At 61.2% G+C, this 14381-nt stretch carries 5 protein-coding genes; 3 read left to right on the forward strand and 2 right to left on the reverse strand.

Annotation, left to right across the window (positions count from 1 at the left end; genetic code table 11):
- The first annotated feature begins 1 nt into the window (after nt 1).
- Nucleotides 2-7603 (forward strand): T9SS type A sorting domain-containing protein, encoded by a 7602-nt coding sequence (locus ABD903_RS22165; protein ID WP_345227876.1) that lies wholly within the window; start codon nt 2-4, stop codon nt 7601-7603.
- Nucleotides 7604-7784: 181 nt separating this feature from the next.
- Here the strand turns inward: ABD903_RS22165 and ABD903_RS22170 are convergent, their stop codons facing one another.
- Entirely contained in the window at nt 7785-8510 is a 726-nt protein-coding gene (locus ABD903_RS22170; RefSeq protein WP_345227878.1) for a LytR/AlgR family response regulator transcription factor, read from the reverse strand.
- The gene (locus tag ABD903_RS22175; RefSeq protein ID WP_345227880.1) at nt 8479-9453 is read right to left on the reverse strand and encodes a sensor histidine kinase; all 975 of its coding nucleotides are present in this window, start codon (nt 9451-9453) and stop codon (nt 8479-8481) included. Before ABD903_RS22175 ends, ABD903_RS22170 begins: the two co-directional genes overlap by 32 nt.
- A gap of 291 nt (nt 9454-9744) precedes the next feature.
- On the opposite strand from ABD903_RS22175, the gene ABD903_RS22180 reads away from it, so the two are divergent.
- Nucleotides 9745-10698, forward strand: a complete 954-nt coding sequence (locus ABD903_RS22180) for an ABC transporter ATP-binding protein (protein WP_345227882.1) — start codon at nt 9745-9747, stop codon at nt 10696-10698.
- Nucleotides 10695-14312 carry an ABC transporter permease/M1 family aminopeptidase gene (locus ABD903_RS22185; protein WP_345227884.1) on the forward strand — a complete coding sequence of 1206 codons (3618 nt, stop codon included), beginning with the start codon at nt 10695-10697 and terminating at the stop codon, nt 14310-14312. The genes ABD903_RS22180 and ABD903_RS22185 overlap by 4 nt, the downstream gene beginning before the upstream one ends.
- Nucleotides 14313-14381: the final 69 nt, after the last annotated feature.

Genomic DNA, 14381 nt, shown 5'->3' on the forward strand with positions numbered 1-14381 from the left:
CATGCACACACCTTTACTTTCATTTCATCCTGCATTTCAGAAGCCTTCACCCTTGCGGGGGCTTCTGACGCTGCTAAGCTTACTGGTGCTACTCGGCAGTAGTACAGGTGCCTGGGCACAAACCAGTGGCATTTTTGAGGGCTACGTCATAGTAAGTGCCAACGGCGGCACCAATACGTACTACGACCTCAACGGTACCACTCAGAACACGCAAACGGCCAACCCGGATTTCAACGGCGGCAACCTGGGCACGTTCGTGTTTGGTGAGACGCTGACGCTCCGCGGTGCCCAACTGAAAACCTTTAAGAACAGCGGCGACGACGTTACGGGGGCCCAATTGCAGTACCGTATTTACCCGGGCAGCAGCGGCACCGGGAGCTTCACGGCCATTAATTTGCCCTTCGACCAGAACCTGCCCGCGAACGGCGACCAGCAGTGGCAGCAGAGCGCCGCGACTGTTAACCTGCTCGCCGGCTTGCCCAGCGGCACTTACACCCTGGAGGTTTACGGGGAAATCAGTACCAACTCCGGAGCCCGTTTCTACAGCGACGGCGGCGCTAATTACAAGGCCACGTTTACCGTGAGCACGCAGCTGCTGGGTACCTACACCATCAACAACACGCTGCCGACCGGTGCCCGCAACTTTGCCTCGTTTACGGCGGCCATCAACGCCCTTAACGCCCAGGGTGTGGGCGGAGCGGTAACGTTCGAAGTAGCCAACAGCCAGACCTTCACTGAAATTCCGCCGGCCATTACGACCAGCGGCAGCACCGGCAACCTCATTACGTTTCGAGAGGCGACGCTGTCGGCCGGTAACCTAACGGACAACCCGACCATCGTTGTGACCGGCACCGCGGCCGCCACCGACGCGGGCATTACCATCACAGGTGCTGACTACCTGGTGTTCGACGGTATCAACGTGGCCGCAGCAACGGGCAGCACCACGGCCGAGTACGGCTACTTGGTGCGCAACACCAGTGACGGGGCTAACGGGGCGCAGAACAACACGGTGCGCAACGCCCGCATCGTGCTGAACCGGGCCAACACGGCCTCGTTTGGGGTGATGCAAACCTCCAGCGTCACCGGCGGCGGCGCCAGTGCCAACACCAGCAACTCCACCGTGAGCACCAACCGCTTCAACAAGTTTCACAACCTCACGATTGAGAACAGCTACGGGGGCATTTACCTACTTACCGGCAACACCGGCGCCCAGGGCTACGACGACAACACCGAGGTGTACAACAACATCGTCGGCGGTACCACGGCGGGCGACATCGGCAACGGCACTAACCTGACGGCTGGTATTCGGGCTACGCGCCAGAACAACCTGAAAGTGTACGGCAACACGGTGCGCAACGTCACCGTCACCAGCACATCGTTTTCGGTATACGGCATCTGGATAGAGGGCGCTTACGGGCCGGCCCAAGTGTACAGTAACCGCATTTCCGACATCCGCATTCAGGGCACCTCTACCTCGGCCACCGGCGTGGTGTACGGCCTACGCCTCGACGTGGACGTGGCCGGTACCGTGACGGGCCACCGCATCACGGCTTACAACAACTTCGTCTGGAACCTGCTGCACAATTTCACCAGTACGGCTACGGCTACCCGGCGCATCATCGGTATTGCTACCCAGGTAGGTGGTACGGGTGCTAACCACTTCATCGATGTACTCTTCAACTCGGTGCGTATCGAGACACCGAGCACCTACACGGCCTCCAGCACGGCCTTTGAAAGCCTTACTTCCGGTACCGGGCCGGTGCTGACGCTGCGCAACAACGTCTTCGCTAACTTCTCGGCGGCCACAACTTCGACCACGCCCCGGCGCTTCGCCATCGTATCGAGCAGCGCCAGCGCGTTTGGCAACGCCGGCTCTACCTCCGACTACAACGACCTGTACGCGCCCAACGGCATGGTGGGCCGCGGCAGCTCTACGGACTACGCCACGCTTACGGCCTGGCAGAATGCCTACCCGGGCTATGGTGCTGGGGGCGCCAACATCGACGCCAACTCCAAAAATGTTGATCCGCTCTTCACCTCCGCCACCGACCTACACCTGCAAACCGCGTCTCCGCTGCGTAGCGCCGGGGTACCTGTTAGCGCCCCGGTGGCCGTGACGACCGACATCGACGGCGACCCGCGCAAAACCCTGCCGGACATCGGCGGCGACGAAACCCCGGCAGCGGCGGTCGAAGTCTCGCTGGTGGCCATCAACGGCCTGACGGCCCCGTTTGCCGCCGGGCCCGTGCCCGTGACCCTGAGCGTGGCCAACACCGGTACGTCGGCGCTTACTTCGCTGACCGTCAGCTACACCCTGAACGGCACCACCACTGGCCCGCTTGTGCTCGACTTGAGTGCCTCGCCCGTTGCGGCCAACAGCACCGGAACCGTTTCGCTGGGCTCCCTGACCTTTCTGGCCGGGGTGAATACGCTGAGCGTGACCATCAGCAACCCCAACGGCGTGGCGGACCCCTCGCCCGCCAACAACACGCTGAGCGGCAGCTACACGGCAGGACTGAGCGGACAGTACACCATCGACAACACGCAGGCTACCGACATCAACAGCCGCAGGTTTGCGTCCTTCAATGATGCGGCCACGGCGCTAATCAACGGCGGGGTGCTGTCGGCGGTAACGTTTAACGTGCTTAACGGCCCGTACACCGAACGCGTGGTGCTGACGGCCATTCCGGGTGCCAGCGCCACCAACACCGTGACGTTCAACGGCAACGGGCGCACCCTTCAGTACAGCACAGGCACTTCGGCCCTGCGCGCCGTGGTACAGTTGAACGGAGCCGACTACATCATCTTCGACAACCTGAGCATCAACGCCGACGTGGCCGGCAGCACCTACGGCTGGGCCTATCACCTGACCGACGGGGCCGACTTCAACACCATCCGCAACTCCACCATTACGAGCAGCAGCACGTCCACGTTAAGCAACTACGCGGGCATTGTGGCCAGCGGCTCGGCCACCACGGCAACCACGGCCGGTAACGCGGCCAATGCACTGACGCTGCAGGGCAATACCATTATCGGGGGCTTTTACGGCATCATCCTGAACGGAACGAGCAGCACGAGCTTAACCACAGGTCATACCATCGTCAACAACGAAGTGCGGGACTTTTACCTGTATGGCATCGACGTGGAAAGCAACGATGGACCGCAGATTCGCGGCAACAACGTGCACCGCACCTCCCGCGCCAACGTTTCGACGTTCTACGGCATCTATTTATCTGCTGGCGTGAAAAACGCCCGGGTAGAGCGCAACCGCGTGCACTCGCCCTTTAGCGGGAACACAGCCTCCACCAGCACCGCCTACGGGCTCTACATCTCGTCGGCCGACGGGGTGGCTGGTCAGGAAAACGACTTCGTCAACAACCTGGTCTACAACTTCAACGGCTCGGGCACGGAGTACGGCATCTACAACTCCGGCTCGGCCTTCGCCCGCTACTACTTCAACTCCGTTTCGCTGGACAACCAAGCGGCTACGGGCGCAACGCAGTTGACCTACGGCTTCTACCAAACCCTAGCCGCAACGGACATCGACTTCCGCAACAACGTGGTGTCGGTAACCCGAACGGGCGGCTCGGGCCTGAAGCACGCGCTGTACCACAACACGGCAGGTTCGGCCATCACGTCAGACTACAACGACCTGTACGTGGGCAGCGGCAGCCTGTTCTTTACCGGCTTCGACGGCACCAACAGCCACGCGACCCTGGCCGACTGGCGCAATGCCACGCCTCACGACGACAACTCCGTGCAGGCTGACCCGCTGTTTGACACGATGGCGGCCACCCCGCTGACGCCTACCAGCGGCGCGCTTGACGGCCGCGGCACGGCTATCAGCGGTATTACCACCGACTTTGCCGGCACCACCCGCACCAGCCCGCCCGACATGGGCGCTGTGGAATTCACCCCCGCCGCCCTCGACCTGGGCGCCGTGGCCCTGGTGAGTCCCGCTCCCGCCGGTTGCTACTCGGCCACGCAGCCGGTGGTGGTACGCATCCAGAACCTGGGCGGCACTGCTATCGACTTTAGCCTGAACAACGCCACCGTGTCGGGCTCGGTATCGGGCGCGGCCACCCAAACGTTTGCTCCGGTAACGCTGAGCACCGGCACGCTCGCGGCCAACGCCACCCGCGACGTGCAGATCGGCACGCTGGACATGACCACGGCCGGCACCTACACGTTTGAGGCCACGGCCGGCGTAGCAGGCGAAACCAACACCAGCAACAACGCCTTGGCTACCACCTCGCGGACGCAGAACGGCACAGTAACCCTAACGGCCCAGCCCACCACGGTCAACTTCACCGGCTACACCGGCGCTAACCTCAGCACCGTATTCCCGGGCTGGCGCGAAGCCGAAGGCACGACCCTGCCCGTCGGTACGGCCTCCAACTGGACCAGCGACGCCTTTGCCAACGTGAGCGGCGGTGCCAACGGCACGGCGGCCAAGATTGCCTTGGACGCGGCCAACGAGGACGGCTGGATTGTCAGCCCGCGCTTTGCCGTAACGGCTACCACCGAGCTGTCGTTTGACCTGGCCCTGACCGCCTCCAGCGCCACCACGGCCACGGCCTTCGACGCCGATGATGTGTTTGAAGTGCGCATTTCCACCGACTGCGGCGTAACCTACGTGCCCCTGCGCACCTTCGGCGCCGGTACGGCAATTTCCAACACGGGCCAGACGGAAACCATCAACCTGGGCGCCGCTTACGCCGGCCAGGAAGTGATTCTGGGTTTCTTCGCCACCGAAGGCGCTACCGGCTCGACCATTGTGGAGCTCTTCCTCGACAATATCACCCTGCGCAGCCCCCTGGCCGACGACGCGGGCGTAGTGGCCATCATCGACCCGGTGATGCCGTTTGCCCCGACCACGCAAACCGTGTCGGCTCAGGTGCAGAACTCGGGTTCGGCAACGCTGAACTCGGTAACGGTTAACTGGACGGTGAACGGCGTGGCCCAAACCCCGCAGACGTTTACCGGCCTGAACCTGGCCCCGGGCGCTACCTCCGGCAACCTGACGCTGGGCACGTTTGATTTCAGCGTTCCGGGCCCGCGCTTTGTGGTGGTGGCCACCGCCAGCCAGCCCAACGGCAATGCCGACCAGAACGCCGCCAACGATGCTTTCACGCGCACGGTAATTCCGTCGCTGACCGGCACGTTCACCATTAACAGCGCTCTGCCCACGGGCGGTGGCAACCGCAACTTTGTGTCCTTCACCGATGCAGCTGCGGCTCTGAACACCGCCGGGGTAGCCGGCGCCGTTACGCTCAACGTAGACGCGAGCAGCGGCCCCTACACCGAGCAGATTACGCTTACCACCATTGCGGGAGCCAGCGCCACAAATACCATTACCTTCAACGGCAACGGGCGCACCCTGCAGTTTGGCTCGACCACCAGTGCGCAGCGCGCCGTCATCAAGCTGGACGGGGCCGATTACGTGACGCTCAATAACCTGAACGTGGTGGCCAACCCCACCGGCGCTACTTATGGCTGGGGTATTCACCTGGCTAATGAAGCCGACCACAACCAGGTTCTCAACTCCACCATCACGACAGACGCGGCGAGTACCTCCACGAGCAACTTCGTGGGCATTGTAGCCGTGAATTCTACCAGCTCCCTTACCGCGACTGGCAACGCGGCCAACAGCACCCTGATCCGGGGCAATACCGTTGTCGGCGGCTACCGTGGTATTGTGCTCTATGGCAGCACCACAACGCTTAATACTGGCAACATTGTGGAAAACAACCAGGTGCGGGAGTTCTACACCGACGGCATCCAACTCTACGGCCAGAGCGGCGCGCAGGTGCTGGGCAACGAAGTGAGTCGCCCGAACCGGACGGCGGTATCGACCTTTACGGGTATTGCCATCGAAGGCAGCACGCGCGCCACCACTGTGGCCCGCAACCGCGTGCACTCGCCCTTTAGCGGGAACACAGCCTCCACCAGCACTGCCTACGGCTTGTACATCTCGTCGTCCGACGGGGTAGCCGGGCAGGAAAATGACTTCGTCAACAACCTGGTCTACAACTTCAACGGCTCGGGCACGGAGTACGGCATCTACAACTCCGGCTCGGCCTTCGCCCGCTACTACTTCAACTCCGTTTCGCTGGACAACCCAAGCGCTACGGGCGCAACGCAGTCGACCTACGGCTTCTACCAAACCACCGCCGCGACGGGCATCGACTTCCGCAACAACGTGGTGTCGGTAACCCGAACGGGCGGCACGGGCAGCAAGTACGCCGTGTATTGGTCTACCACGACTTCGGGCATCACCTCTAACTACAACGACCTGTACGTTGGCAGCGGTAGCCTGTACTTCACCGCCCGGTTCGGCAGCAGCAGCACCACGGGCATTAACTACGCCACGCTGGCTGATTGGAAAGCGGCCGCACCCGCACAGGATGCTAACTCCATTCAGGGCAACCCCGGCTTCACCTCGGCCACGAACCTGATGCCCAACCCGGCCGACCCGAACAGCTACCACCTGAACGGCACCGGTGTGCAGCTGGCCTTGGTCAACCAGGACTTTGCCGGCAACCCGCGTCCCACCACGGTGGCCGCCGGTGCGCCGGATTTGGGGGCCTACGAGTTTACCCCCACAGCCCAGCCGAACGTGCTGACCACCACGGGCACCTACGCCCTGGGGGGCACCCAGGAGTTCTTCTTCGCCGGCCGCCGGGTAGCCAGCATCACCTACGGCACCACGGGCACGCTGCCCACCACGCTTACGGCCCGCTACTACCCCGGCACCAACCCGCGCAGCCCGCGCTCCGCGGCTCGGTACATGAACAGCTTCCTGGAGCTGGTGGCGTCTAACGATGGCACGGGCTTTACCTACGACCTGACGCTGCACTACGACGACGCGCTGCTGGGCACCGTAACGCCCGAAACCGCGCTGCGCCTGACCCGCCGCGACCCGGTTACGGGTTTGAACTTCTTCTTTGAAAGCGCGGTGGTGGATGCACTGGCCAATACGCTGACGCAAACGGGCCTGACGCAGTTCGGCGAATTCACCGGTTCCGACCAAGCCGCGCCGCTGCCCGTCAGCCTCACCGCGTTCGAGGCCAAGCACGACGGCGCCAACGGTCTGCTGACCTGGACCACGGCGCAGGAGAAAAACAACCGCGGTTTCGAGGTGCAGGTGTCCTCCGACGGGGTGCACTACCGCACCCTGGGCTTCGTGGCCAGCGAGAATCCGAACGCTGCCAGCCCGCAATCCTACCGCTTCCTGGATCGGGAAGCCGGCAAGCAGGGCCGGCGCTACTACCGCCTGCGCCAGCTCGACCTCGACGGCTCCGAAGCCTTCTTCGGCCCGCGCACGCTCACCTTTGAAGCCACGGCGCAGTTGGGCGTAGCCGCTTTCCCCACCCTGTTCGGCGAGCAGCTGACGGTGGAAGTAAGCAGCCCGGCGGCAGCCACGACCGAGGTGCAACTGCTCGATGCCGTGGGCCGCGTGCTGCTGCGCCAGCCGGCCGAACTCACGGCGGGCGTGCAGCAGCTTCAGCTGCGGGGTGCAGCCCAACTGCCGACCGGCACGTACGTGCTGCGCCTCACGGCCAACGGCCAAACCCGCACCGTGCGCGTGGTTAGGCAGTAACCGCCGCTCGCTCTTCCCAAAAAAGCCCCACCGGTGTTCCGGTGGGGCTTTTTGTTGGGGTGTATTGAAGGGCATTTACCGTGTGCTTTGGCAGCTGAGTGCTCTTCGTTCTTACGGGCGGCTTGGGCAATTATGCCGGTTTCGCGGTTACAAAACCGGGTGTCGTAACCATCAGGCCTGCCTAAATACCCCGCAGCCGCTTGAAAAAAGCCTCGGCGTAGGTGTCGCCGATGGGAATGATCTGGTCGGCTATGCGGATGCGGTTTTTCTCGATATGGTCGATTTTGTTGATGGCGACCATGAACGAGCGGTGTACGCGTGCAAAATTGGCCGCGGGCAGCAGCTCTTCCAGCCTAGCGAAGCTGAGCAGGGTCATTACTTTTTCCTTCGCGGTGTGAATGCGCAGGTAGTCCTTCATGCCCTCCACGAAGAGAATGTCGCGGGCCGGAATCTTCTGAATGATGTGGCCCACTTTCACGAAGATGTAGTCGGGTTCGGGTGGAGAAGGAGGCGGGGTTTCAGGCCGGGCTTGAAGCGGCCTGGTGCTGTGCTGTTGGTAAAGGCGGAATACGCTTTTGTAAAACCGCTCGAAAGAAAACGGCTTGACCAGGTAATCCTTCACTTCCAGCTCGAAGGCTTTCAGGGCGTACTGGTCGTAGGCCGTGGTGAGGATAATCATGGGTTTCGGATTCAGCAGCGGAATAAAGCTGAGCCCGTCCAGGTCGGGCATGTTGATGTCCAGAAACAGCAGGTCGGGTTTATCGACTTCCAACTGCGCGGCTGCTTCCAGAGGGCTGGTAAACGTGCCTTTGAGCTCCAGAAAGGGCACTTTTGCAATATATACCTCCAGTATTTCCTGGGCCAGGTGTTCGTCGTCAATGATGTAACAGGTGATATTCTCTTTCATGCACCGGTAAGTGAAGCGCGTAAATTATCAGCAGAACGGTAAACGTGTCGCCCGTGCGGCTGACATCCAGCTGGTGCTGCTCCGGGTACAGCAGCTGCAGCCGCTTCCGAATATTGGGCAAGCCAATGCCGCCCGGCTCCTCTAAAGTACGGGCTGGATTCGGGGCCACGGGATTTTCAACACGAAAGTGGAGGCTGTCGGCGGCAACTTCCACGCTCACCCGAATGGCACCGGGTTCAAGCCGGGCCGGACTGTGCTTGTAGGCGTTTTCCAGCAGGTGCACAAACAGCAGCGGGGCAATGTGGCAGGCCGCCGGGTCGCCCTGAATCTGCAAATCCACCACCGGGGCCTGCTTGTAGCGCAGCTGTTGCAGGCCAATGTAGTCCTGCAGGTAGTCCATCTCGCGGGAAAGCGGCACCGTGGGCGAGTTCGACTCGTAAATCATGTAGCGCATGAGCGAGGCCAGGCGCAGTACCGCCTCCGGGGCCGTGGCCGCCTGCTTGTACACCAGCGTGTGGATGTTGTTCAGGGTATTGAACAAAAAGTGCGGGTTGATCTGCGACTTCAGGTAGTACAGCTCGGCCTGTACGGCCTGCTTTTCCAGCTGCTCCTTCCGAATGGTATTGAGCACTAAGTTCTCGGTGACCCGGGCCAGCCAGCTCAGAAAGAGAAAGATGGGCACCGTAGTAACCAGGTGCATGCTGTACTGCCCAAAATCCAGCGTTTTGTGGTAAAATAACACAAAGGGCAGGGGGCCGGTCAGCGCAATTACCGCGAACTGAAGCCGGTAGTCTTTCCCTTTTCTCTTACCTGCGTGCTGGGTTAACAGGTAGAAATGCGTGTAAAAAACATACAAACAGGTGGCTATAAAGCCTGTGGTAGTGCCACGCCAGTGAGCATCGTTATCATTGCTCAGCTGCAACACGGCCAGTAAGGTGAACAAGACCCAGACAACCAGGTGAATTAGCCAGAAAATTCTCTTGACGCGCTCCATAGCACAAAGGTGGTTTTTCCGGCCCGGCCCAGCACACTTCCCTCGACCAGCTGCCCCTCCGAATCTACGAGCGGGGAAAAGGCGCCGGTAAGTGCTTTGGTGGAAGCAAAGCCGGCTTTAGTCGATTACTTCACCGCGTCAGCATATCGGGTTTCGCTATCCGGTGCGGTCATAATTGCTTCGTGCTGAAATAGAGACAAAAGCACAGCCCAGGTGCTTTCCTGCTCTCTTTTCATAAAGATGAACCGAAGCAAATCCGACATAATGGAAAAGCACCCAAATGGCCTGAGCATCCGCAACGTTTCCAAACGATATGCGAATGGCGTGCAGGCCTTGCAGAACGTGACGCTGAATATTCCGCCGGGCATGTACGGGCTGCTCGGCCCGAACGGCGCCGGCAAGTCCACGCTTATGCGCACCATTGCCACGCTACAGGTGCCGGATGAAGGGCAAATATTCCTGGGCGACATCGACGTGGTGCGCCAAAAGGAAGCGGTGCGTGAAACCCTGGGCTACCTGCCCCAGGAGTTCGGCGTGTACCCCAAAGCCAGCGCCGAGGAGCTGCTCGACTACTTCGCGGTGCTGAAGGGCATTACCAACCGGGCCCAGCGCCGCGAAACCACCGAGGCTTTGCTCCGGCAAACCAACCTCTGGGAGAAGCGCAAGCAAAAGCTAGGCGGCTTTTCCGGTGGCATGAAACAGCGCTTTGGCGTGGCAGTAGCCTTGCTGGGCAACCCCGGCCTGCTGATAGTAGACGAACCCACGGCGGGCCTAGACCCCACCGAGCGGGTACGCTTCCTGAACCTGCTCAGCGAATTGGGAGAAAACAGCGTGGTGATTCTCTCCACCCACATCGTAGAGGACGTCTCGGAACTGTGCACCAACATGGCCATCATCAACCAGGGCCAGATTCTGCTGGAAGCCGAGCCGCTGGAGGCCGTAGCCTCGCTGAAAGGCCGCATCTGGCGCAAACTAACCGATAAACACGCCTTGCCGGCGTTAGAGCAGCAACACCAAGTTGTTTCGGCCAAACTGCTAAGTGGCCGTACCATGGTGCACGTGTACAGCCTGGAGGCGCCCGGCAACGGTTTTGAGTTGGTGGAGCCGGATCTGGAAGATGTTTACTTCAGCGCCATGGCGGGCTGCTTCGGCAAGGCCATTGAGCAGCAGCAAGCGGAGGCGGTAGGGATATGAAGTTGCAACGGATTTTCGCGCTGGAATTCAGCTACCAGCTGCGCCGGGTCACCACCTGGCTATATTTCGGGGTCATCTTGGTCATCACCTTTCTGGTGGTCATTGCCAACTACGCCTCCGATGCGCGGGACGGGTACATTGTACTGAATGCGCCCATCGTCATGGCAGCCGTAACGGTTATCTGCTGCGTGTTTTGGCTGGTGATAGGCGCCTCCGTGGCCGGCGAGGCGGCCGCCCGCGATGTGCATACCCGCATGCATTTGCTCACCTATGCGGCCCCCACCAGCAAAGCGGCCTACCTGGGCGGGCGGTACCTGGCTGCCTTTGCCCTGAATCTGCTCATTCTGCTGGCCATTCCGGTGGGTATGCTGCTGGCCATGCACTTTGCCGGGGTAGAAGCCGAGATTCTGGGTCCGTTCCGGGTGGCGCCCTACCTGACTACCTTTTTCTTTATCGCGCTGCCCAACGCTTTTTTCGCAACGGCCATGCAATTTTCGGCGGCGGCGCTCAGCCGCCGGGCCCTGGCCAGTTATCTGGTGGGAGCGGCCCTGTTTGCGGCGTCCTACACGATATGGCCGCTGCTGGAAAAAGGGGGAGAATGGGGAAATCTAGCCGATCCGATGAGTTTCGGTCCGGTGCTGAGCCATCTGTCCATTGATTGGACCCCTCTAGAGAAAAGCACGCGTTTTTTGCTGCTGGAGGGCTCTTTTCTGGCCAACCGCCTTCTGTGGCTAGGCATCTCGCTGGGCCTGCTGGCGTTTACTTATTCGCGGTTTCAGCTGGTGTTGCCCGAAACCGGCTCAAACCGGAAGCCCAGCCAACCCGCAAAACCCCTGGCGGCTTGGGAAAAGCTTAACTGGGGAGCCGAAGGAGCGCTGCCGACTGGCCGGGGAACATACGGGCTGGCCACGCATTTGCATCAGCTGCGCCTCATCGCCTGGAAAGGCTTTCTGCAATTAGCCACAAGCAAGGCCGGTCTCCCCCTGCTGGCCATTATAGCTTTGGTTGTGGGGTTAACCGTGCAAGGCAACCTGAAAGGCCGGGGCACGCCCCTGCTGCCCCGCACCGACTTTCTCCTGGATTACCTGACCGGGCCCTTAGCGCAGCCGGAGCGTTTCTGGATACTCATTGCCTTGCTCATCATTTTCTACGCCGGCGAGCTGGTGTGGCGGGAACGGGAAGCGGGCCTGAGCGACATTGCCAACGCGGCACCCGTGCCGGAATGGGTGCAGTTCGTGAGCCGTTTTCTGGCCCTGAGCCTGGTGCTGATGGTGTGGCTGGCGTTCCTAATGACAGCCGGACTGGCGGCGCAAGTGGCCATTGGTGGCGCTACGCCGGAAATTGGGCTTTACCTGCAAGCCGTTTTCGGCCTGCAACTGGTGGATTGCCTGCTTTTTGCCCTGCTGGCCCTTCTGGTGCAGGTGCTGGTCAATCAGAAATTTGTGGGGCATCTGGTGGCGCTGCTGGCTTACGGCGCTGTCGCCTTCGCCCCCACCTTGGGCATCGAACACAAGCTCCTCATTTTTGGCGCCAGTTCGCCTTGGACCTATACCGATATGGCTGGTTTTGGTCCGACGCTGGCGCCGTGGCTGTGGTTCAAAGGGTACTGGGTGGCGTGGGCGCTGTTGCTGGCGGTGGTAGCGCGGCTGTTCTGGGTGCGGGGCCGGGAAAATAACATTGCCGCGCGGCTGCAATTGGCCCGTGCACGCTTCACCCGTTCCACCGGAATGGTTTCGGTGGCGGCTGTAGCGGGCATCCTCTTGTTTGGCGGCTTCATCTTCTACAACACCAACGTGCTGCATGACTACACCAGCGCCTCCGCCGCAACGGCCCAAAGTGCAGACTACGAGCAGCGCTACCGCCGCTACCTGAACGCGCCCCAGCCTGTGCTTACCGGCGTAAACCTGCAGGTGGAAATTTACCCCCGGCAGCGGGCGGTGGAAATACAAGGCACCTACCTGCTGGTGAACAACACCCCGGTACCCATCGACTCGGTTCATCTGGCAACAGGGGCGGGCGTGGAAACTGCGGAAATCAGCCTCAACCAACCATCCAAGCAAGTGCTGGCGGATGAGGTGCACGGGTACCACATGTATGCCCTCGCCAAGCCGCTGCGCCCCGGCGACTCACTGCGCCTGCGCTTTCAGGTAACGCACCAGGCGCAGGGCTTTTCCAACAACGGCGCCGACGCGCACGTGATGGAAAACGGAAGCTTCTTCCGCAACCTGGAGTGGCTGCCGGTCATCGGGTACCAGCCGTACCGGGAGCTGGACGAGGCCGGCGCCCGCAAAGCGCATGGCCTGGTTGCCCGGCCCGCCACCTACTCGCTCTACGATACGGCGGCGCGCCGGTACGCTCCGTTTCCCGAGCAAATCAGCTTTGAGGCCGTCGTGGGCACGGATGCGGGCCAGACGGTGGTAGCGCCGGGCACGTTGCGCCGAAGCTGGACCAAAAAAGGCCGCCGCTACTTCCACTACGCCACCGATGCACCCATTCGCAACGAATACGCCTTTTTCTCGGCTAACTACGCCCTGCAGGAAGGGAAATGGCGCAGCCCATCGGCCGGCCCAAACCAGGAGGTTGCCATCCAAATTTACTATCCTCCGGGGATGACGGAAAATCCGGCGCGTATGATCCGTAGCGCCCGGGCTTCCCTGGATTATTTCACCCAGCAGTTTGGCCCCTATCCGCACCGGCAGCTGCGCTTCGTTACCCACGCCAGTTACGCCTTCGGCCACCACGCCGCGCCCATTAACATTACGGCCGAGGAAGGCTTTTTCCTGCTGAATCCGAAAGCCGACAAGCGGGGTTTTGACCTGGTAACGGCCGTGGTGGCGCACGAAGTGGCGCACCAGTGGTGGGGCAATCAGCTCAAGCAAGCCTACGTGGAGGGCGCCGGCCTAATTACCGAAAGCCTGGCGTGGTACTCAGCCATGGGCGTGGTGGAGGACAAATACGGCCCGGAGCATCTGCAGGCGCTCTTGAACTTTCTGCGGGAAGAAAACGAGAATCCGCGCACTCGCGCCGCCAAACCGCTGCTGCAGGCCGACGGCTTCTACCAGAACTACCGCAAAGGTCCTTTCGCGCTGTACAGCCTGAGCCAGTACATCGGTCGGGACCGGGTAAACGGCGCGCTTCGGCAGTTGCTGGCGAAGCACCGCCCGGGAACTGTTCCGCGCCCTACTTCGCTGGACCTTTACCGGGAGCTGAAGGCGGCCACGCCGGACTCGCTCCAACCGCTGCTGCATGACCTGTTCGAGGCCAATACCTTTTGGGAGCTGGAAATGAAAACCGCCACCGCCAAACAACTCAAAGCAGGCACTTGGCAAGTGAAACTCACCCTGCAGGCCAGCAAGCTGGTAGTGGACAGCGCCGGCACCGAGACCAAGCTGCCAATGCACGATTGGGTGGAAATTGGCGTTTTTGGCCCCGCCGATGCGGGCAAGGAAGCAGGCCCGCAGCTCTACCAGCAAAAACACCGCATCAGATCGGGCCAGCAAACCATTGTGCTAACGCTGCCTACCAAGCCCGCTAACGTCGCGCTGGATCCTCGCCAGCTGTTGATTGATTGGAATGTAGAAGACAATCACCAAGTGGTGAAGTCGAAAGAGTAGCCTTTCAGGGGCATACCATTCAGTTACAACGCCAGCGGGTAAACACAGCTACTGCGGTTTGGGGGCTCT

Source organism: Hymenobacter koreensis (assembly GCF_039541855.1).
Classification (GTDB): Bacteria; Bacteroidota; Bacteroidia; order Cytophagales; family Hymenobacteraceae; genus Solirubrum; species Solirubrum koreensis.

Coding starts and splice junctions, on each gene's coding strand:
- ABD903_RS22165 (WP_345227876.1), top strand. CDS start 2: ATGCACACACCTTTACTTTCATTTCATCCTGCATTTCAGAAGCCTTCA.
- ABD903_RS22170 (WP_345227878.1), bottom strand. CDS start 8,510: ATGAAAGAGAATATCACCTGTTACATCATTGACGACGAACACCTGGCC.
- ABD903_RS22180 (WP_345227882.1), top strand. CDS start 9,745: ATGAACCGAAGCAAATCCGACATAATGGAAAAGCACCCAAATGGCCTG.
- ABD903_RS22185 (WP_345227884.1), top strand. CDS start 10,695: ATGAAGTTGCAACGGATTTTCGCGCTGGAATTCAGCTACCAGCTGCGC.